At 71.3% G+C, this 20,019-nt stretch carries 13 protein-coding genes and 3 pseudogenes; 4 read left to right on the forward strand and 12 right to left on the reverse strand.

Going from position 1 to position 20,019, the window contains the following annotated elements:
• Positions 1 to 103 precede the first annotated feature (103 nt).
• The gene (locus B6R96_RS13615; RefSeq protein ID WP_081522586.1) at positions 104 to 1,933 is read right to left on the reverse strand and encodes a phosphoenolpyruvate carboxykinase (GTP); all 1,830 of its coding nucleotides are present in this window, start codon (positions 1,931 to 1,933) and stop codon (positions 104 to 106) included.
• 220 nt (positions 1,934 to 2,153) lie between these two features.
• On the opposite strand from B6R96_RS13615, the gene trhA reads away from it, so the two are divergent.
• Positions 2,154 to 2,867, forward strand: coding sequence for a PAQR family membrane homeostasis protein TrhA (gene trhA, locus B6R96_RS13620; RefSeq protein WP_081522587.1), 714 nt, complete (start codon positions 2,154 to 2,156; stop codon positions 2,865 to 2,867).
• A gap of 54 nt (positions 2,868 to 2,921) precedes the next feature.
• Here trhA and B6R96_RS13625 read toward each other — a convergent pair whose 3' ends face one another.
• From B6R96_RS13625 to B6R96_RS13650, 6 genes and pseudogenes are all read right to left on the reverse strand, one after another.
• A complete protein-coding gene (locus tag B6R96_RS13625; RefSeq protein ID WP_203351624.1) occupies positions 2,922 to 5,336 on the reverse strand; it encodes a galactose oxidase-like domain-containing protein in 2,415 nt (804 codons plus the stop codon).
• 23 nt (positions 5,337 to 5,359) lie between these two features.
• Positions 5,360 to 6,517 (reverse strand): glycosyltransferase, encoded by a 1,158-nt coding sequence (locus tag B6R96_RS13630; RefSeq protein WP_203351728.1) that lies wholly within the window; start codon positions 6,515 to 6,517, stop codon positions 5,360 to 5,362.
• Positions 6,518 to 6,535: 18 nt separating this feature from the next.
• On the reverse strand, positions 6,536 to 8,242 hold the full coding sequence (locus B6R96_RS13635; protein ID WP_081522589.1) for a phospholipid carrier-dependent glycosyltransferase: 1,707 nt from the start codon (positions 8,240 to 8,242) through the stop codon (positions 6,536 to 6,538).
• A 363-nt stretch (positions 8,243 to 8,605) separates the two neighbouring features.
• Positions 8,606 to 9,250: pseudogene (locus B6R96_RS38095) on the reverse strand (glycosyltransferase); the annotation flags it as partial.
• Positions 9,251 to 9,503: 253 nt separating this feature from the next.
• Positions 9,504 to 11,531: pseudogene (locus tag B6R96_RS13645) on the reverse strand (thioredoxin domain-containing protein); the annotation flags it as partial.
• A 27-nt stretch (positions 11,532 to 11,558) separates the two neighbouring features.
• Positions 11,559 to 11,804: a hypothetical protein gene (locus tag B6R96_RS13650; protein ID WP_081522590.1), complete on the reverse strand. Its 246-nt coding sequence runs from the start codon at positions 11,802 to 11,804 to the stop codon at positions 11,559 to 11,561.
• A 639-nt stretch (positions 11,805 to 12,443) separates the two neighbouring features.
• Between B6R96_RS13650 and B6R96_RS13655 the strand changes: the two are divergent.
• Positions 12,444 to 14,036, forward strand: a pseudogene (locus B6R96_RS13655) (tetratricopeptide repeat protein); the annotation flags it as partial.
• A 380-nt stretch (positions 14,037 to 14,416) separates the two neighbouring features.
• Here B6R96_RS13655 and B6R96_RS13660 read toward each other — a convergent pair.
• Positions 14,417 to 14,650: a hypothetical protein gene (locus B6R96_RS13660; protein WP_030390240.1), complete on the reverse strand. Its 234-nt coding sequence runs from the start codon at positions 14,648 to 14,650 to the stop codon at positions 14,417 to 14,419.
• A 2-nt stretch (positions 14,651 to 14,652) separates the two neighbouring features.
• A complete protein-coding gene (gene mca, locus B6R96_RS13665; RefSeq protein ID WP_037861740.1) occupies positions 14,653 to 15,534 on the reverse strand; it encodes a mycothiol conjugate amidase Mca in 882 nt (293 codons plus the stop codon).
• A 107-nt stretch (positions 15,535 to 15,641) separates the two neighbouring features.
• Between mca and B6R96_RS13670 the strand changes: the two genes are divergently transcribed.
• Together B6R96_RS13670 and greA are read left to right on the forward strand one after the other, a co-directional pair.
• Complete coding sequence (locus B6R96_RS13670; RefSeq protein WP_030390242.1) at positions 15,642 to 16,055, forward strand: DUF4307 domain-containing protein; 414 nt, start codon at positions 15,642 to 15,644, stop codon at positions 16,053 to 16,055.
• 138 nt (positions 16,056 to 16,193) lie between these two features.
• Complete coding sequence (greA, locus tag B6R96_RS13675; RefSeq protein WP_030009952.1) at positions 16,194 to 16,691, forward strand: transcription elongation factor GreA; 498 nt, start codon at positions 16,194 to 16,196, stop codon at positions 16,689 to 16,691.
• 112 nt (positions 16,692 to 16,803) lie between these two features.
• On the opposite strand, the gene B6R96_RS13680 is transcribed toward greA, so the two are convergent.
• The 3 genes from B6R96_RS13680 to ilvA form a co-directional block, all read right to left on the reverse strand.
• Positions 16,804 to 17,598, reverse strand: coding sequence for an ABC transporter permease (locus B6R96_RS13680; RefSeq protein WP_261341244.1), 795 nt, complete (start codon positions 17,596 to 17,598; stop codon positions 16,804 to 16,806).
• Positions 17,595 to 18,620, reverse strand: coding sequence for an ATP-binding cassette domain-containing protein (locus tag B6R96_RS13685; RefSeq protein ID WP_081522591.1), 1,026 nt, complete (start codon positions 18,618 to 18,620; stop codon positions 17,595 to 17,597). Before B6R96_RS13685 ends, B6R96_RS13680 begins: the two co-directional genes overlap by 4 nt.
• Before the next feature lie 128 nt (positions 18,621 to 18,748).
• Positions 18,749 to 19,999: a threonine ammonia-lyase gene (gene ilvA, locus B6R96_RS13690; RefSeq protein WP_030390246.1), complete on the reverse strand. Its 1,251-nt coding sequence runs from the start codon at positions 19,997 to 19,999 to the stop codon at positions 18,749 to 18,751.
• Positions 20,000 to 20,019: the final 20 nt, after the last annotated feature.

Consider the following 20,019-nt stretch of genomic DNA (forward strand, 5'->3'; position numbering starts at 1 on the left):
GTGCTGCGGTGGGAACCGCTTGGTCGGGGGCTCCCACAGCGGTGGGCGCCGCTTGGTCGGGGGCTCCCACGTTCATCGGCCCTTCTTCAGGGCGTGTCCCGGCTCAGCCCAGGCGCTCCACGAGTGCGTGGTACTGGTCCCACAGCTCCTTGGGAGTGTGGTCGCCGTAGGTGTTCAGGTGCTCGGGGACCAGGGAGGCCTCGTCGCGCCAGACTTCCTTGTCGACGGTGAGGAGGAAGTCGAGGTCCTCGGCCGGGAGGTCCAGGCCGTCGAGGTCGAGGGACTCCTTGGTCGGCAGGATGCCGATGGGGGTGTCGACGCCGGCGGCGGTGCCGTCGAGGCGGCCGACGATCCACTTGAGGACGCGGCTGTTCTCGCCGAAGCCGGGCCACACGAACTTGCCCGCGTCGTTCTTGCGGAACCAGTTCACGTAGTAGATCTTCGGGAGCTTGGACTGGTCCTTGCCCTTGGCGACGTCGACCCAGTGGCCCATGTAGTCGCCCATGTTGTAGCCGCAGAACGGCAGCATGGCGAAGGGGTCGCGGCGCAGTTCGCCGACCTTGCCCTCGGCGGCGGCGGTCTTCTCGGAGGCGATGTTCGAGCCGATGAAGACGCCGTGGTTCCAGTCGAAGGACTCGGTGACCAGCGGGACGGCGGAGGCGCGGCGGCCGCCGAAGAGGATCGCGGAGATCGGGACGCCCTTGGGGTCCTCCCACTCGGGGGCGATCGTCGGGCACTGGGCGGCGGGGACGGCGAAGCGGGCGTTGGGGTGGGCGGCCGGGGTCTCCGACTCCGGGGTCCAGGCGTTGCCCTTCCAGTCGATCAGGTGGGCGGGCGCCTCTTCGGTCATGCCCTCCCACCACACGTCGGAGCCGTCGGGGGTGAGCGCGACGTTGGTGAAGACGGTGTTGGCGTACATGGTCTTCATGGCGTTGGCGTTGGTGTGCGCGCCGGTGCCGGGGGCGACGCCGAAGAAGCCGGCCTCGGGGTTGATCGCGTAGAGGCGGCCGTCCTCGCCGAAGCGCATCCAGGCGATGTCGTCACCGACGGTCTCGACGGTCCAGCCGGGGATCGTGGGCTCCAGCATGGCGAGGTTCGTCTTGCCGCAGGCGGAGGGGAAGGCGGCGGCGATGTACTTCGCCTCGCCCTCGCCGGCCGGCGGGGTGAGCTTGAGGATGAGCATGTGCTCGGCGAGCCAGCCCTCGTCGCGGGCCATGACGGACGCGATGCGCAGGGCGTAGCACTTCTTGCCGAGGAGGGCGTTGCCGCCGTAGCCGGATCCGTAGGACCAGATCTCGCGGGTCTCGGGGAAGTGCGAGATGTACTTGGTGGTGTTGCAGGGCCACGGCACGTCGGCCTCGCCCTCGGCGAGCGGAGCGCCGAGGGTGTGGACGGCCTTGACGAAGAACCCGTCGGTGCCGAGCTCGTCGAGGACGGGCTTGCCCATGCGGGTCATGGTGCGCATGGCGACGGCGACGTAGGCGGAGTCGGTGATCTCGACGCCGATCGCGGAGAGCTCGGAGCCGAGGGGGCCCATGCAGAACGGGACGACGTACATCGTCCGGCCCTTCATGGAGCCGCGGAAGATGCCCTCCTCCCCCGCGAAGATCTCCTTCATCTCGGAAGGGGCCTTCCAGTGGTTGGTCGGGCCCGCGTCCTCCTCCTTCTCGGAGCAGATGAAGGTGCGGTCTTCGACGCGCGCGACGTCGGAGGGGTCGGAGGCGGCGTAGTAGGAGTTCGGGCGCTTCGTCTCGTCGAGCTTCTTGAACGTTCCCTTGGCGACGAGCTCCTCGCACAGGCGCTCGTACTCGCCCTCGGAGCCGTCGCACCAGACGACGCGGTCCGGCTGGGTGAGGGCTGCGATCTCGTCCACCCAGGAGATCAGTTCCTGGTGAGTCGTCGGGATAGTGGGAGCCGCGTTGTCGCGCGCCACGATTGCTCCTTGTTGAGGGGTTTGTTTGGTGTAGGCCCCGTGGGGGCTGCGACCCGGATGCTTCGCGCTCCGCTCATCCGGTGTCGACCGCACTCATCTGATCATCCGGTGGATGTGCGCATATGTCCAGAGGGCCTCTCACGTGAGCATTGCCACGTCCGTCAATCTTCCGTAAAGAGGACTGAGGGAAACCTACGGGCCCGTAGGTAGCATGGCGCGCATGACTTCTGATGCCGCCGCCGTCCCGGCCAACGAGGCCACACCGGTCGTCGAGGCCCTGGAGGTGGCAGAGACCGCCCTGGAGGAGAAGCCGCTGCTGCGCGGCTGGCTGCACCTGGGGATGTTCCCCGCCGTGGTCGTCGCGGGCCTCGTGCTCATGGCGTTCACCGACTCCACCCGGGCGCGGGTCGCCTGCGGTGTGTACATCCTCACGGCCTGTCTGCTCTTCGGCGTGAGCGCGGTCTACCACCGCGGCACCTGGGGACCGCGGGGCGAAGCCATCCTGCGACGGCTCGACCACGCCAACATCTTCCTGATCATCGCGGGGACCTACACCCCGCTCACCGTCCTGCTGCTGCCGCCCTCGACCGGGCGGACCCTGCTGTGGGCGGTATGGATCGCGGCCGCCGCCGGTATCGCCTTCCGCGTCTTCTGGGTCGGCGCACCGCGCTGGCTCTACACCCCCTGCTACATCGCCATGGGCTGGGCGGCGGTCTTCTTCCTGCCCGACTTCATGCGCACCGGCGGGATCGCCGTCCTGGTCCTGGTGATCGTCGGCGGCCTGCTCTACAGCGTGGGCGGGGTCATCTACGGCATGAAGCGGCCCAACCCCTCCCCCCGCTTCTTCGGCTTCCACGAGGTCTTCCACTCGCTGACCCTCGCGGCCTTCGTGGCCCACTACGTCGGCATCTCGCTCGCCGCGTACCAGCACTGAGCCCGGGGAAGGGGCCCGGCCGCGCGCTCGCGGCCGGGCCCCTTCCCCGTGGGTTCAGCAGGCGTGGCCGTCGCGGTCGGGGTCGAGGCGCAGCGGATCGCTGCCGTTGACCTTCAGGCGCTTGGGGTACCTGTGGGCGGCCAGCCAGTCGCAGCGGGCCTTCGCCGTCTCCTTCACCCCGTCCGGGAAGCGGGTCGGCACGCACACGTTGGCCGTGCCGTAGTGCCGGTCGCAGCCGGCCACGCTCGGCGCGACCGGGGCGGAGTCCCGCTGGGCAGGGTTCTGCTTGGCCGGCCCCAGCCGGTTCGCGAAGGCGTGCTCGTGCGCGGAGGGCTGCTCCTGGGCGGCGGCCAGTGCGGACGGGCCGCCCAGGTGCACCCAGGTCGCGATGGACGGGACGCCGTTCGCGTCGACCGCGAAGAGCATGTACCAGCCGGGCGGCGCCAGGTTGGGGTTGCTGGTGACGTTGAGGTCGATGTTGTTGCCGTCGACGGTCATCGGCAGGTCCACGAACCGCTGGTTGGGGTCCGAGGAGTGGGTGACGGCCGCCGGACGGATCAGCTCCGCCTTGGCGATCGGCCGGTTGACGGTGATCCGCTGCGTGTCCCCGTACACCCACTGCGTATCGATCACCGAAGTGATCTGCGGGCGGGCGCCCTTGAACAGGTAGGGCGGGGTGTAGATCGACACGTTGTGGTTGTAGGTCCCGTTGCCCGGGTTGTCGCCGACCGACATGACCCGGCCGTCCGGCATCAGGACCGACGCCGAGTGGTAGGTCCGCGGGATCGGGTCGGTGGCCAGGCCCGCCTGGTAGGTGTTGGTCGCCGGGTCGAAGAAGGAGGCCTCGAAGACCGGGTCGGCCCGGTCGTGCAGCCCGCCGCCGGTCTCCAGCACCTTGCCGTCCGGCAGCAGCACCGCCGACACGAACATCTTGCCCTCGGCGCCGGTCTGCGGGCGCTTGCCCTGGCCCTGGTCGACCAGGCCCTGCGGGATCGGCGGGCCTGCCGTGTAGGCGGGGGCGGGCTGCTTGAGGTCGATGATGTCGGTGAGCCGGTTCGCCGCCGGGTTGCGTTCGTTGTTGCCGCCGCCGATGGTCAGCACCCGCTGGTCCTGGGCGGGGGGCAGCAGCACGCTCGCCGACTCGTCCCGCTCGTCCTTGTTCCGCAGGCCCGGTACGTCGGTGACGGTGTTGGCGGCGTAGTCGTAGATCGAGGCGCCGGTGCCCGGGGTGCCGTTGCCGAAGGTGTGGCTGCCCGAGTAGAAGAGCCGGCCGTCCTGCATCAGGATCATCGACGGGTACAGGCCCCAGTACGACCAGGTCTGGTTGACCTCGTTCATCGGCAGCCACTTGTTCTGCGCCGCGGAGAACCTCTCCGCGGTCACGTTGCCCGTCGAGTCCTCCTTCAGACCGCCGAAGGAGATCACGTCGCCGTTGCCGAGGATCGTCGCCGACGGGTACCAGTGCCCGCCGTTCATGTCGTTCGTCCTCGTGTACGTCTCGGTCGCCGGGTCGAAGGTGTACGAGTCCTTCAGCCCCTGGTAGCCGATCGAGCCGTCGGCCGACGGGTACCCCTTGTTGCCGCTCATCACCAGCACCCGGCCGTCCGCAAGCTGCACGTGGCCCGCGCAGAACATGTCGACCGGGGTCGGGATCGTCTTGAAGGACCCGTTCGCCGGGTCGTACACGGCGGAGGTGAAGGTGCCCGCGTTGAACTGGGCGACGTCGTTGCCCGAGCCGGCGATCAGCAGCACCTTGCCGTTCTTCAGGACGACGGCGTGCATGGAACGCACCGGGTTCTTGGCCCCGATCACCTCCCACTTGCCCTTGGCGCACTCCTGCGCCGTACCCGAGCAGACCGGCTGCGGCGGGGCGGCGCCCACCTCCTCCAGCGCGTAGTCGTCGGTGGTGAGCGTGCCCACCCCGTAGACCGACAGCCCCCACGCGATCTTGTCCGTGTTCGGCGGGACGGCCGGCGTACGGACCTCCGTACGCGCCCAGGCCGCGCTGACGGGCGGGTTCTGCAGGTCGGTCCAGTACTGCCAGCCCGCCGTCGTGTCGCGGCGGAACACGGTCACCGACACGTCCGGGGTGTTCGACTTGTACCAGGCGGACAGGTCGTACTGGCGGCCCGGCGTGACGCTCGGGGCGCAGGCGGTGTTCTCGGTGACCAGGGCCTTGCGGTCGCCGTCGGTGCGGCGGGTGAGCGAGACCCGCATCGCCTTGGTGCCGCTGTGGGTGTCGGTGACGGTGGCGAAGGTGAAGTCGTTGTCGCCCCAGCCGGACTTCGACCAGCAGGACGGCATGTCGGAGCCGGCGGCGCCGGCGGTCTCGAAACCGGGATTGGAGAGCAGATTGGGCGGACCGGCCGTGGCCTGCTGCGGTGCGGTGAGCAGCAGGCCCGCGGTCATCGCCCCGACGGCGAGCAGGGCGGCCCGCCGCCCGGCCCTCCGCCGGATCGTCAGACGCATGCGATGGTTCCCTTCTGTGCGGCTCAGCTCCTGGTGTGGCGCGGCAGATAGACGAGGGCCTCGGTGGCCGCGAAGCGCAGGACGAAGGTGGTCACCAGCGCGAGGGCGGTGGCCGGCATCGCCTCCATCCCGAAGCGGGCGACGAACAGCGCGATCAGCGGGATCCGCAGCAGCAGATCGGCGTTGGCGAGCAGCGCGAACCGGCCGATCCGGTCGGCCCAGTGGCGGTGGCGGCGGCGGTCGCGGAAGAGCAGGGCCTCGATGAGGAGGAAGTTCCACAGGACCCCCGCCTGGTTGGCGACGATCTCGGCGGGGAGGTAGTGCATCCCGGCGTGGGTGAGCAGCCAGAGTCCGGCCAGGTTCGGGACGAAGCCGGAGAGCCCGATCAGGCCGAAGCCGATCATGCGGGCCAGCGGGGTCGCGGAGCGCAGCGAGGCCAGGTGGGCGAGGAAGCGCAGGCCCTCGCGGGCGGTGGACTTGGACTCGCCCGAGTAGCGGTCCTGGAAGACGAAGGGCACCTCGGCGACCGTGCGGGGGCGGCAGCGCACGGCCAGTTCCAGCAGGATCTTGTAGCCGAGGGGCTTCAGGGTCTGCGCGGTCACTGCGCTGCGGCGTATCGCGAAGAACCCGCTCATCGGGTCGCTGATGCCGCGCAGCGCGCGCGGGAAGAGGCCTTTGGTCAACCAGGTCGCGCCGCGGGAGACGGCGATGCGGTAGCTGCCGGCGAGTCCGGCGCGGCTGCCGCCGCTGATGTAGCGGGAGGCGACGACGAGGTCGGCGCCGGTGCGCACCCCCTCGCCGACCAGTTCGGGCACCAGGTGGGGCGGGTGCTGGAGGTCGGCGTCCATGACGACGATCCAGTCGGTGTCCGCGCGCCGGATCCCTTCGACGACGGCGCCTCCGAGGCCGCCCTCGGCCGTCTGGCGGTGCAGGACGGCCACCGGGAAGGGGTGGTCGGCGGCGGCCTTCTCGATGACGGCCGGGGTGTCGTCCGTGGAGTCGTCCACGAACAGCACCTCGCAGGGCAGGTGTGCGGGGTCGGGCAGCGCGTCGCCGAGCCGGCGGAGCAACTCGGCGATGTTCCCGGCCTCGTTGAAGGTCGGGATGATGAGGGTGACGCTGCCGGCCACCGCCTGCGGAAGGGTGGGTTCCGGATCGATCGGGGCATGGAGGGACCGCATGTCCTCGCTCATGGTGAGTCAGCTCCCACTCGGGCGGTCGGCGCTGTCGCCGGGGGTCGCGGCGGCGGATCGGTCGGTGCGGCGGATCTCGATGCGGTCCTCGCCCGAACCGAAGACGGCCACCACCGCCGAATGCTCCAGCGCCGCCCGTACGTTGGGCAGGTCCACCGCGTCACGGCGCACGGTGGGCGAGGAGACGACGTAGTCGATGTCCTGCCAGCCCCGGGGCAGGGTCCTGGTCACGGCCGGGTCGAGGTCCGCCTTGTAGAACCAGATCGCGCCGAGGCCCGGCGCGAAGCCGTGGTGCACCGCGTCCAGCCACAGCGCGTCGTCCAGCAGCACCCGGGTGTTCGCCGGATCGGCGACCTCGCTGCCGAGCCAGGCCGCGGCCTGCCGGTACGGGGCGTTCGCGTCCACCGTGAGCGCGGTGCGGTTGCCCTCGTACCAGCGCGGCAGCACGTACACCGCGGCCGACGCGGCGAGGACGCCGAGCAGCGCCCACCGCGCCCACACCTGCGGCCGGCGCTCGCCCGGGCCGCGCCGGCGGCGCAGCACCGCGTGCGTGATGCCGGCCGCGCCGCCGGCCAGGACGAGGGCGAGGAAGGGCAGCGCCTGGATCACGTACATCGCCGGGAGGTAGCCGGAGGGCCGCAGGGCGACGACGGCGAGGATCACCGCGGCGAGCGCGGGGCCGGCCAGTGCGCGGGCGGTGACCGAGCGGAGAACGGTGGCCAGCAGCAGGACGGCGCCGGCCAGCCCGCCGAGCGGCAGCACGGTGTCGTAGTAGAGCCAGGACCGCAGGACGCCGTTCGAGCCGGAGCCGGGGGTGAGGATGAAACCGGAGCCCTCGCGGCCCATCTGGTAGGTGATGCCGTCGATGAGCGAGACGTGCCCGGCGCCGGGCAGCAGCTCGCCGTTGAGCAGGGCGTACAGCGGGTACGACAGCCCGATCAGCACGCAGGCGGTGATCGCTCCGGTGACGGCGAACTTGCGGGTGTCGCGGTGACTGTGACGCCACATCGTCACCAGCAGCGCCGGGAGCACCACCAGCATCGTCTCTTTGGTCAGGACGGCGGTGGCGGCCGCCAGCCCGGACCCGAAATGGTGCCACAGGTGGCGGCTCGGGGACGCGGCGAGGCAGAAGGCCAGCAGCATCCACATCACGGCGAGGTTGTCGAGGAAGATCTCCCGCTGGAGGACCACGGAGAGCGGCGACAGCCCGAAGAGGGCCATCGCGAGCCCGGCGGCCCAGCGCGGCAGCCACAGCCGGCGCGCGAGGACGTACAGCAGCACGGCGGAGGCGGCGGAGACGGCGAGCATCGCGCAACGCATCGACGCCACGGTCATCGACTCGGGCACGAAGAGGGACGGCAGGTACGTCAGGCCCGCCAACTGGATCCAGCCGAGCGGCGGATGGTCGTACCAGTACGTGTAGTGGGCGAGGCCGTCGCCCTGCTGGACGGCCCAGGCCTGGGCGAGGTAGGTGCCCTCGTCGTCGCTCAGGGTCGGGAAGTCGGTGATGTTCCAGCCCTGCACCAGCACGATCACGAGCAGCAGGGCGCCGCACAGCAGCAGGTCGGGGCGGGAGGAGCGGAAGCGCACGAGCGGGCGGGCGGGCGCGGGCGGGTGGCTGCCGGGGCGCCCGGTGGCGGCGGGTGTTCGCGGGGCCGGGGCGGTGCGGGTTCCGGGCTGGGGATCAGTGGCCGTGGGCAGGGTGGCGGTCACCGGCGGCTGTCCTCTCGGATCGCGGTGGCGGTGGCGGTGGCGGTGGCGGTGGCGGGCGCGGTGGACGGAGCGGTCGCGGTGGACGGAGCGGTCGGCGTCAGGTGGGCGCCGGTGTGGCGGGTCAGCTCCCACTCGCCCTGGCCGCGCTGCTCGCGCCAGACCGGCGCGGATCGCCGCCCCCGCGAGCATCACCTGGTAGAACGGGCCGCCGACGACGAGCTTGACGTAGTGCACGAAGCGGACGCGCAGACCGTACTGGCGGCCGAAGTCGTGCAGGCCGACGATCTCGAACACGAAGGTCACCATCGCCGTGACCAGGGGGAGGAAGGTGATGATCGCGATGCCGACCGGTACGTCGAGGAAGACGGCGACGGCGAAGTTGAGCGGGATGATCACACCCGAGGCGGCCTGCATGAAGGGCGTCATCAGCGTGTAGCGGGCCAGCCAGCGCTGGCCGCGCCCGGGCAGCTGCTGCCAGTCCTTCTTCCGGTACACCTGGAGGAACCCCTGGTTCCAGCGGGTGCGCTGCTTGAGCAGGCTGATCAGCGAGCCGGGCGTCTCCTCCCGGGTGACCATGTCGGAGTCGTAGGCGACGACCACCTTCTTGCCGACCGACGACAGCCGCACCCCGAGGTCGCAGTCCTCTGCGAGGCAGTCCTGGTCCCAGCCGCCGGCCTCGCGCAGCACCTCGGTGCGCAGGAAGACGGTGTTGCCGCCGAGCGGGATGAAGCCCTTCTCGGCGTGCAGGTGCAGCCGGGAGCGGAACCAGAAGAAGTACTCCAGGCAGTTGCGCAGGCTGTACCAGCTGGAGTGGAAGTTGATGAGCTGGACCCCGCCCTGGACCACGTCGGCGCCGGTGGAGCGGAAGGCGTGGTCGACGTGGGCGAGCAGTTCGGGGTGGACCTGGTCCTCGGCGGAAGACGCCGACGATGTCACCGCGGCAGGACGGGAGGGCGTGTTGAGGGCCTTCGGCTTGTTCTTCTTCTCGTGGTGGTCGACGACGACCCGGACGCGGTCGGGCCGGCGGCCGGCGGCCCGTTCGGCGACGGCGGCGGTCCCGGGGTCGTTCGTCGGGTCGGATCAGCGCCCACCATGAAGCACGCGGGAGATCGCGTGAGATAGCGCACGCGACCGACGCAGGAGCGCCCGGCGTTGCGTCGTCCACGCGCGAGACCCGATAGCGCACGTTTCCCAACTCATGCACGCGCAACCGGAATTGACGGTACTCCGCCGCTTTCAGGGGCGAACCGCACCCAACTGCTCGGCCAGCGTCGACCGGATCGGTCGTAGGCCGCGCGCAGACGAAATGTCGACACACATACGCCGTAGGAAGGTCGTGCACGAGTGTGCGCTCGGCAAGAAGGGGGAACTCGCCGCCGCTGCCGTCCGCCGCTCGCGGCAGTCCGGCCGCCACCACCGCCCCCGGAGCCGTCCCCAGCAACGCAGTCCGGTGCAGCAGCGCCAGCGCCGGATCCTCCGGATGGCCGACGACCGCCACCTCCCGGGGCCCGTCCAGCAGCGCCTCGGCCACCGAGAGCCCGTGCCCGATGAACCGCGGCACGCGCGGTCCGAGCGCGTGCACCACCCCGAGCGCCCGCTCCGCCGCCGTACGGTGGGCCTGCGACCCGGTGTGCGCCGCGTACGAGAGCAACGCGCCCGCGGCGGCCGTCCACCCCGACGGGGCCGCCGTGTCGGTCGGATCCTGCGGCCGGCGGATGAGCTTCTCCGCGTCGTGCGCCGTGTCGTAGAGCGACCCGTCCTCGGCGGTGAACCGGTCCAGGACCAGGTCGACGAGGAGCCCGGCGAACTCCAGCCAGACGCCCTCGCCCGTCACGGACGCCAGCGCGAGGAAGCCCTCCGCCACATGCCGTAGTCCTCCAGCACCCCGTCATTGGCGCCGACCCGGCCGTCCTTGCTGGTCCGCCGCGCCGGCCCGGCCGTCCATGTGCACGCGCACCAGCAGATCGGCCGCCTCGGTCGCCCGTTCCACCAGGTCGGGCCGGTCGAAGTACGCCCCGCACTCGGCGAGCGCGGCGATCGCCAGCCCGTTCCACGCGGCGACGACCTTGTCGTCCCGGCCGGGCGCGGGCCGCTGTGCCCGCGCGGCCAGCAGCCGCGCCGTGATGTCGGCGATCCGCTCCGCGTCCACCACGGGCCCGTCCTGGGGCAGCTGCAGCACGGACTTCCCGTGCTCGAAGGTCCCCTCCTCGGTCACCCCGAAGTACGCGACGGCCAGAGCCCCGTCGGCCTCCCCCAGCACCTGGCTCAACTCGGCGGGCGTCCAGGCGTAGTAGGCCCCCTCGACGTGCTCGCCGGTCGCCGGGTCCTCGCTGTCGGCATCGAGCGCGGACGCGAAGCCTCCCTGCTCGGTCCGCAGCTCCCGGACCATGAAGTCGGCGGTCTCCAGCGCGATGCGCCGTGCGAGATCGGAGCCGGTGGCCCGCCACAGGTGCGCGTACACGCGGCAGAGCAGCGCGTTGTCGTAGAGCATCTTCTCGAAGTGCGGAACCACCCACTCCCGGTCCACGGAGTAGCGGGCGAACCCGCCGCCGAGCTGGTCGTAGATCCCGCCGCGGGCCATCGCCTCGCACGTGTCGGCGGCCATCTGCAGCGCGCCCTCGGAGCCGGTCCGCCCGTGGTGGCGCAGCAGGAACTCCAGCACCATGGACGGCGGGAACTTCGGCGCCCCGCCGAATCCGCCGCGCGCGGCGTCGTACTCCCGCGTCAGCCCGAGCAGCGCCTGCGCGAGCTCGCCGGGGCCGGGTGTCCCGGACTTGCCGTAGTCCAACTCCCGCCCTGCCAGGTCCCGTACGATCCGCTGCGCGACCTCGGTGACCTCCTCGGGGCGCCCCACCCAGGCGGTCCGCACCCCTTCGAGCACCTGCATGAAGGAGGGCATCCCCTGCCGGGGCTCGGGCGGGAAGTACGTCCCGAAGTAGAAGGGTTCGGCGTCGGCGGTCATGAAGACGGTCATGGGCCAGCCGCCCTGCCCGGTGGCGGCCTGCACGGCCTCCATGTAGACGGCGTCGACGTCGGGGCGCTCCTCGCGGTCCACCTTGATGTTGACGAAGTGTTCGTTCATGTAGGCGGCGGTCAGTTCGTCCTCGAAGCTCTCGCCGGCGAGGACATGGCACCAGTGGCAGCTCGAATAGCCGACGCTGAGGTGCACGGGCACCCCGCGCTCACGCGCCTCCGCAAAGGCCTCGGGCGACCAGGGCCACCAGTCGACGGGGTTGTCGGCGTGCTGGAGCAGGTAGGGGGAGGTCTCGTTCGCGAGGCGGTTCGGCATGGCCCCATCCTGCCGCACGGGGTCGGATCACGGCCGCAGGAGCGGGGTCAGGTCGGCGGTCCAGGTCGTGCGGGTGCGGGTCCAGGTGGCCGGGCAGTCGGCGCGGGCCGCGGTGGCCAGGGAGGGGACCGCGCAGCGGTGGGATTCCGCTCGGGCCGCGTCCGGGGCGTGCTCGTCGTCGGGGTCCGGGGTGGGGTCGGCGGCCGCCGCGAGGTCGTACGCGCGGGCGGCGGTGAGCAGGGTGGTTCCGCCCTCCGGGGTGCGCAGGAGCATGAACTGAAGCGGTCGGCGGCGTCCGTCCTCGGCGCGGCCGTCGGTCGCGGACGGGGTGCTGACTCGCTCTGAAGGTCGGCGTCCTCGAACAGTTTCCGGTCCTCCGTCAGGTCGTCGTAGCAGAGCTCGATCCGGCGGGTCGCGGGGTCGTAGCCGCGTCACCCACTCGGTTGAGATTTCTCTGTCGCGGGATCATGCGGGAGCAGCAGTGCATCGCGGTGAGTCGCTGATGTGTCGTTCAACCCAGTTGCTGTTTTCCGACCGGACTGCTACGAGGAAGAGCACTTCCCTCTGAACTGGTGTGCCGTATTTTGCAGCGGGACCACCTGGGGGCGTGAGCCGGACCCTGCAGAGCCGGAGCCGGCGCCGGAGTACGACCCGAGGGGTAGGGCGCGGGCTGCGGCGGTTCGGCTGCGTGGGCCGCGGCCGACGGGGCGGTGGGCTGGGTCTACCGGCGCGCAGGAATCGCGGGGGGCGCGACGACGAGAGCGCCGGAGGCCCGCGCCGCGGCGCGCGCGCGGCGACGGGCGCCGTGTGACGGCGGTTGCCGCTGGCCGGGGGGCGGGCGTCGCTCTGCGGCAGCGGCCGCGGCGCCGACGTACCGGAGGCGGCGGGCGGACGCAGACGGCGGCGCGGTCGGCGGCGGACGTGGCCGCGCACGAGCGGCTGATCCGCACCTACGCGCAGCTCGCGGACTCGGTGATCCGGATGGTCGACGGGAAGATGTCGACGCGGGCGGACCAGTTCGGGGGCCACGGTTTCGCCTCGCTGGATGCGGCGCTGCGGTGGCTGGACGACGAGTCGAGCTTCATCACGGCGGCGCTGCGGCATTCGGAGGGGGTGGACCAGCAGGCGGTGCTCGACCTGCTGGGTGCGCTGTGCGACTTCTGCCTGCTGCGCGGGGACCTGTACCGGCTCGGTGAGATCGACGAGCTGACGCAGGCGGTGGCAGCGGGCCAGAACGGGGTGAAGGGACAGCAGGGGCGCCTGGTGCGGTCGGTGCAGTGGCGTACGGGTATCGCGGCGCGCCAGCTGGGCGAGCTGGACAAGGCCCGCACCACACTGGCCTCGGTGGTGGACCAGTACATGGAGGCCGATCAGGAGGCGGGGGCGGCGATGGCGCTGATCTCGCTCGGCATCACCCTGCACCACCAGGGCAATCTGCCGGAGGCTGCGGTGCGGATCCGGGAGGCGCTGGTCCTCCAGGAACCGCCGGAGCTGGCGGGTGACCGGGCGTGGGGGCTGCACGCGCTGGCGGCGGTGGAGCGGGACCGGGCGCACCTGGCGGAGGCGGCGCGGCTGCTGGAGACCTCGCTGGCGCTGCACCGGGAGAGCGAGAGCGTCCACGGCGAGGCGTGGGCGCATTTCCAGCTGGGCCAGGTGCACCTGCGGTTCGGGGACGTGGAGCGGGCGGAGGCGGAACTGCGGCGGGCGCTGGAGCTGTACGGGCGTACCCGCGACGACCGCGGTGAGGCCTGGGCGCTGACGCAGCTGGGCCGGGCCCGCGTGGTGGACGGGGATCCGGGGCCGGCGGCGGACGGGCTGCGGGAGGCGCTGGCCCGGCACCGGGAGGCGGAGGACGCGCGGGGCGAGGCGTGGACGCAGTACTACCTCGGGCAGGCGCTGGAGGAGGGCGGCTCGCGCGACGAGGCGGTACGGGAGCTGGAACGGGCCCGGACTATGTTCTCGCGGATGCGGGACGTGTACGGGCTGGCGTACGCCCGCCACCATTCGGGCCGGGTGACGCGGGACCAGCGGGCGGCGCAGACGGGAAACCTTCGGAACTCCGGGTTCGCCCGGCAGCTGCTGGTGGACGCGCGGGCGGATTTCCGGCGGATCGGGCTGGCCCACGGCGAGGCGTGGACCTGCCTGGAGCTGGCGGTGATCGACGCGGGCAACGGGCGGCTGTCGCAGGCGCTGGGCCTGTGCGAGGAGGCCGTGCGGCTGTTCATCTCGTACGGGGACCGGCGCGGGGAGGACTGGGCGCGGTTCCTGCGGTGCACGATGCTGCCGTACGCCGTGCCGGCGGCGCCGGAGGAGGCGCGGGCGGAGCTGGCCCGGCTGGCGGAGGCGCCGCATCCGGCGCGGGACGGCCGGCTGGAGGACTGCCTGGAGACGTACGGGGTGGTCCTGGGCCGCGGGGTGGACCCGGCGGAGGGCTGGCAGGCGTGGCGGCTCGGCCTGGTCCCGAACCTGCACGCGCGGGAGGTAATGGGAGTCCCCCGAACCTGACCGCGTCGGGCCCCGGCGGACCGGTCACGACACGCCCCGCGGATCTGACCCGGTCGGCCCGGCGGAGCGGTCACGACGGACCCGATGGGCGGGTCGGCGGACCTGACCGCGTCGGGCCCCGGCGGACCGGTCACGACACGCCCCGCGGATCTGACCCGGCCGGCTCCGCGGAGCGGTCACGGCGGGGCCGGGACGGCGGCCGCCGCGCGGGCACGATCAGGTGGACGGGGTCGTCCGGGGGACAGCGCGCGGCCGTCCCTCGTCGTGGCCCGGCCGTCCGGCGACGCGTACGCCGTACACCCGCGCGTGCCGGAACCGCCGCCCCACCGGTTGTCCCGGGCGGGGCGGCGCAACACGCGGCGGTCCCGGCCCGACAGGGCCTACGGGGCCCGGGTGCCGTCCGTGCCGGGGGCGGCCGGGGCGGCGGGCTCCGGGGCCTCCTGGAAGTCCACCCGGCCCATGTGCCGGTTCATCGACTTCATCAGGGCCCACACGCCGATGGCGAGGGCCGCGAACACGACGAATCCGAGGAGGCCGGGCGTCACCTTGTTCTTGTCGAAGGTGTCACCCGCCAGCGGAAGGAGCTGGGTCAGTGCTGCCTGCGTAGCGCTCATAGCTACGCATTCTCCCGGATGCCCGCGAAGAGGTCGGACTCGGGGAGGGAAGTGTCGACGAGCGACTTCGCCAGCTCGTACTCCTCGGTGGGCCAGACCTCCTTCTGGATGTCCATCGGGACGCGGAACCAGCCGCCGTCCGGGTCGATCTGCGTGGCGTGGGCGATGAGCGCCTTGTCACGGATCTCGAAGAAGTCGGCGCACGGCACGTGGGTGGTCAGGGTCCGCTCCTTGCGCTCGAACTCCTTCCACCGCTCCAGCCACTCCCCGTAGGGGGACTCCAGGCCGCGCGCGAGCAGCGCCTCGTGGAGGGCGACGGTGCGCGGCTTGTTGAAGCCCTGGTTGTAGTAGAGCTTCTGCGGCTGGTAGGCCGGGCCGTACTCGCTCTCCGGGTACTTCTCGGTGTCGGCCGCGCTCTCGAAGGCCAGCATGGAGATCTTGTGGGTCATGATGTGGTCGGGGTGCGGGTAGCCCCCGTTCTCGTCGTAGGTGGTGACGACCTGCGGCTTGAAGGCGCGGATCTTCTTCACCAGCTCGCCGGCGGCCTCGTGGACGTCCGCGAGCGCGAAGCAGCCCTCGGGCAGCGGGGGCAGCGGGTCGCCCTCCGGGAGGCCGGAGTCGACGTAGCCGAGCCATTCCTGGTCGATGCCGAGGATGTCGCGCGCCTCGTCCATCTCCTTGGCGCGGACCTCGTGGATGTTCTCCTCGATGTACTTGTCGCCCTGGAGCTTGGGGTTCAGGATCGAGCCGCGTTCGCCACCGGTGCAGGTGACGACCAGCACGGGGATCCCCTCGGACACGTACTTGGCCATGGTGGCCGCGCCCTTGCTCGACTCGTCGTCGGGGTGGGCGTGGACGGCCATCAGTCGAAGCTGCTCGGTCAAAACAGGATCCTCTGCGATTCGGCGCGACACTCAGCTCCTATAGTGACCGAACTGGGGGGCGGAAAATTCCAGGGGTGACCGAGCCGTCCCCGGCGAGAGGAACGATCATGAGCGCGGTGCGCGAGGGACTGCCCGAGGGCCGGTACGGCCGGTCGGCGGACGAGCGTACGGACCGAAAGCTCAAGATCATCGGATCGGTGCTGGGTGTCGCGCTACTGGGCGTGATCGGCTGGATCGGCTGGGACTACATCGCGGGCCAGAGCGTGAGCGCCGAAGTGATTAAATTCCAGGTGATTTCGGACACCGAGGTGAAGGTGCACCTGGAGGTCCGCAAGGAGTCCTCGGTCACCGGAGTCTGCTCCCTGAGCTCCCAGGACGAGGGGCACGGCGAGGTGGGCCGCGCGGACTTCACCTTCGCCCAGCCCGTGTCGCGGGTGGACGAGGTCGTCACCCTGAAGACCACCACGCGGGCCACCATGGTCGAGCTGGTCGGCTGCCAGCCGGCGGCCTCCTCCCACTGAGGCGCGCAGAGGGTTGAAGACGCGCCCCACGAGGCAATGAGCCTCTGGGGTCCTCCCCCTTTTCTTCCCGAATTGTTAGGCTCGTGGTTTCGTCCGCCGCTGGCGGCCAGTAGTCCCCTGTACCGACGAGGAGCACCCGTGACCCAGACGAGCGAAAGCGTCACCTGGCTGACCCAGGCGGCGTACGACCAGCTGAAGGCGGAGCTGGACTACCTCTCTGGTCCCGCCCGCACGGAGATCGCCACGAAGATCGCAGCCGCCCGCGAGGAGGGCGACCTGCGTGAGAACGGTGGCTACCACGCGGCGAAGGAGGAGCAGGGCAAGCAGGAGCTCCGGGTCCGCCAGCTCACGCAGCTCCTGGAGAACGCCAAGGTCGGCACCGCGCCGGCGTCCGACGGTGTCGTGGCCCCGGGCACGCTCGTCAAGATCGCCTTCGACGGCGACGAGGACGACACCATGGAGTTCCTGCTCGCCTCGCGCGAGTACGCGTCCTCGGACTTCGAGACGTACTCCCCCCAGTCCCCGCTGGGCAGCGGTGTCCTGGGCAAGGCGATCGGCGAGGACGCCGAGTACGAGCTGCCGAACGGCAAGAAGGCCTCGGTCAAGATCCTGGACGTCAAGCCCTTTACCGGCTGATCACCCTCGGTCACCCTTTGCTGCCCGACCCGTACTGATCCGTACGCCCGATGCCCGGCCGGTCTCCACCGGCCGGGCATCCGCGTTTCCCCCGCCTGCCCGCTGCGTTCCCTCAGCCGTCCGCGCCGCGGTACTTGCGGACCGCGAGGCTGCGGAAGACCACGATGATCAGGACCGACCAGATCAGCGAGGCCCAGATCGGGTGGACCATCGGCCAGGCGTCGGATTGGGAAACGCCCGGGTTGCCGAAGAGTTCGCGGCAGGCCTGGACGGTGGCGCTGAAGGGGTTCCATTCGGCGATGGGCTGGAGCCAGCTCGCCATGTTCTCGGTGGGGACGAAGGCGTTGGAGATGAAGGTGACGGGGAACAGCCAGATCAGGCCGCCCGAGGTGGCCGCCTCCGGCGTGCGGACCGACAGGCCGATCAGCGCGCCGATCCAGGAGAAGGCGTAGCCGAGGAGGAGCAGCAGGGCGAAGCCCGCGAGGACCTCGCCGGCGGTCGTGTGGGTGCGCCAGCCGACGAGGAGGGCGACGACCGCCAGCACCACCATGGTCAGCGTGGTCTGCATCAGGTCCGCCAGGGTGCGGCCGGTCAGCACCGCGCCGCGGGCCATGGGCAGCGAGCGGAAGCGGTCGATGAGGCCCTTGTGCATGTCGTCGGCGATGCCCGCGCCGGCGCCCGCGGTGGCGAAGGTGACGGTCTGGGCGAAGATGCCCGCCATCAGGAACTCCCGGTAGGCGCTGGCGCTGGTCGAGCCGCCGATCACCATCGAGCCGCCGAAGACGTAGCTGAACAGCACCACGAACATGATCGGCTGGATCAGCCCGAAGATCACCATCTCGGGGATCCGGGTGAGCCGGATGACGTTGCGCCGGGCGATGACCAGGGAGTCGCTCAGGCCGCTCACTTCGCCTCCTCCTTCCGGGCCGCCTTGTGGCCCTTGGCCTCGGGACCGGCCGCCGCCGCGTCGGCGTTCTCCTCCGCCTGCTGTTCGGCCGCGCGACCGGTCAGGGAGATGAACACGTCGTCGAGGGTGGGGCGGCGCAGCCCGATGTCGTCGATCTCGATGCCCCGGCCGTCCAGCTCGCGGATGACCTCGGCGAGCAGCTTGGCGCCGCCCGACACGGGCACCGTCAGCTTGCGGGTGTGCTCCTCGACCGTGGTCTCGCCCTTGCCGAAGCCGGCGAGGACCTCGCGCGCGGTGGCGATGTGGTCCCGCTCGTGGACGACGACCTCCACGCGCTCGCCGCCGGTACGGGCCTTGAGCTGGTCGGAGGTGCCGCGGGCGATGACCTTGCCGTGGTCGACCACGCAGATGTCGTGCGCGAGGTGGTCGGCCTCCTCCAGGTACTGGGTGGTGAGGAGCAGGGTGGTGCCGCCGGCGACCAGCTCCTGGATGATCCCCCACAGCTGCAGGCGGTTGCGGGGGTCCAGGCCGGTGGTCGGCTCGTCCATGAACATCACCGGCGGGCTGACGACGAGGGCGGCCGCGAGGTCGAGGCGCCTGCGCATACCGCCGGAGTACGTCTTGGCCGTGCGGTCGGCGGCGTCGCCGAGGTTGAAGCGTTCGAGGAGTTCCTCGGCCCGGACCTTGGCCGCCTTCGCCTTCATCTGGTAGAGCTGGCCGACCATCTGGAGGTTCTCACGGCCGGTCAGGTACTCGTCCACAGCCGCGAACTGGCCGGACAGGCCGATGGAGCGGCGGACTTCGTTGGGGTGCTTGAGCACGTCGATGCCGGCGACGACGGCCTTGCCGCTGTCGGGCCGGAGGAGGGTGGTCAGGACGCGTACGGTCGTGGTCTTGCCCGCGCCGTTCGGGCCGAGCAGACCCAGGACGGTGCCTTCGGGGACATCGAGGTCCACGCCGTCCAGAGCCCGTACATCGCCGAAGGTCTTGACCAGACCTTCGGCGTAGATAGCGCCTGGCATAGGGATTCTCCCAGTGAATCGGGCCAGTAGAATCAGTGCATTCAGGGCATTTCTCTGCAAATACTATGGGCGGGGGGCTGGTCCTGCTCGGCCGATCGGGGGATGTTCGCGGTCGGGGGTTTCAGACTTCAGACTGCCCCGGACTGCTGGCTCATCACCTTGTAGCCGGCGCCGTGCAGGGAGCGCGCGACTTCCGCGCAGTGCTCCGGGCCCTTGGTCTCCAGGTGCAGCTCCACCTCCACCTCCGTGAGCCCCAGCCGCGGATCCGTCCGCACATGGCTCACGTCCAACACGTTCGCATCCACCACTGACAACACCGCCAGGAGCCCGGCCAGCGCCCCGGGCCGGTCGGCCACGCGCAGCCGCAGGGACAGGTACCGGCCCGCCGCCGCCATACCGTGGCGCAGGATCCGCTGGAGCAGCAGCGGGTCGACGTTCCCACCGGACAGGACGGCCACCACCGGGCCGCCGCCGTACAGTTCGGGCTCGCTGAGCAGGGCCGCGACCGGGCTGCACCCGGCCGGTTCGACGACCAGCTTGGCCCGCTCCAGACACAGCAGCAGGGCGCTGGAGAGGGCGTCCTCGGAAACCGTACGCACGTCGTCGATGAGCTCACCAATGATTTTGAAGGGGACGTCGCCGGGGCGCCCGACCTTGATTCCGTCGGCCATCGTGATCGGGTCGTCGATCGAGACGGGGTGCCCGACCTTGAGCGAGGGCGGGTACGCGGCCGCGCCCGCCGCCTGCACCCCGATGATCCGGACGTCCGGTCGCAGCGCCTTCACGGCGACCGCGACCCCGGCCGCGAGCCCGCCGCCGCCGATCCCGACCAGGATGGTCCGCACCTCCGGGCACTGCTCCAGGATCTCCAGGCCGACCGTGCCCTGGCCCGCGATGATGTCGCGGTGGTCGAAGGGGTGGATGAACACCGCGCCGGTGCGGTCCGCGTACTCCTGGGCGGCCGCGAGGGTCTCGTCGACGACCTGCCCGTGCATGCGCACCTCGGCGCCGTACTCCTGGGTCGCGGCCACCTTCGGCAGCGGCGCCCCGACCGGCATGAACACGGTGGAGCGGACCCCGAGGAGGGAGGAGGCCAGGGCCACGCCCTGGGCGTGGTTGCCCGCGCTGGCGGCGACGACGCCGGCGGCCCGCTGCTCGGGGCGCAGGCCCGAGATGCGTACGTAGGCGCCGCGGAGCTTGAAGGAGCCGGTGCGCTGGAGGTTCTCGCACTTGAGGTGGACCGGCGAGCCGGTGAGGGCGGAGAGGTGCCGGCTGCCCTCCATCGCGGTGACCCGGGAGACACCGGAGAGCATCTTCTGGGCCCCCCGGATGTCGTCGAGGATGACCTGCGGAACGGGCTGGGGCACGCGGTAGTTCATGCCGCCAGTCTCGCAGCCCG

This window comes from Streptomyces sp. Sge12 (genome assembly GCF_002080455.1).
Taxonomy (GTDB): domain Bacteria; phylum Actinomycetota; class Actinomycetes; order Streptomycetales; family Streptomycetaceae; genus Streptomyces.

Excerpts from the sequence above, each read along its gene's own strand:
- trhA (WP_081522587.1), top strand. The coding sequence starts at position 2,154 with ATGACTTCTGATGCCGCCGCCGTCCCGGCCAACGAGGCCACACCGGTC.
- B6R96_RS13625 (WP_203351624.1), bottom strand. The coding sequence starts at position 5,336 with ATGCGTCTGACGATCCGGCGGAGGGCCGGGCGGCGGGCCGCCCTGCTC.
- B6R96_RS13630 (WP_203351728.1), bottom strand. The coding sequence starts at position 6,517 with ATGCGGTCCCTCCATGCCCCGATCGATCCGGAACCCACCCTTCCGCAG.
- B6R96_RS13650 (WP_081522590.1), bottom strand. The coding sequence starts at position 11,804 with ATGCTCCTGCGCACCCCGGAGGGCGGAACCACCCTGCTCACCGCCGCC.
- B6R96_RS13660 (WP_030390240.1), bottom strand. The coding sequence starts at position 14,650 with ATGAGCGCTACGCAGGCAGCACTGACCCAGCTCCTTCCGCTGGCGGGT.
- B6R96_RS13670 (WP_030390242.1), top strand. The coding sequence starts at position 15,642 with ATGAGCGCGGTGCGCGAGGGACTGCCCGAGGGCCGGTACGGCCGGTCG.
- B6R96_RS13685 (WP_081522591.1), bottom strand. The coding sequence starts at position 18,620 with ATGCCAGGCGCTATCTACGCCGAAGGTCTGGTCAAGACCTTCGGCGAT.
- ilvA (WP_030390246.1), bottom strand. The coding sequence starts at position 19,999 with ATGAACTACCGCGTGCCCCAGCCCGTTCCGCAGGTCATCCTCGACGAC.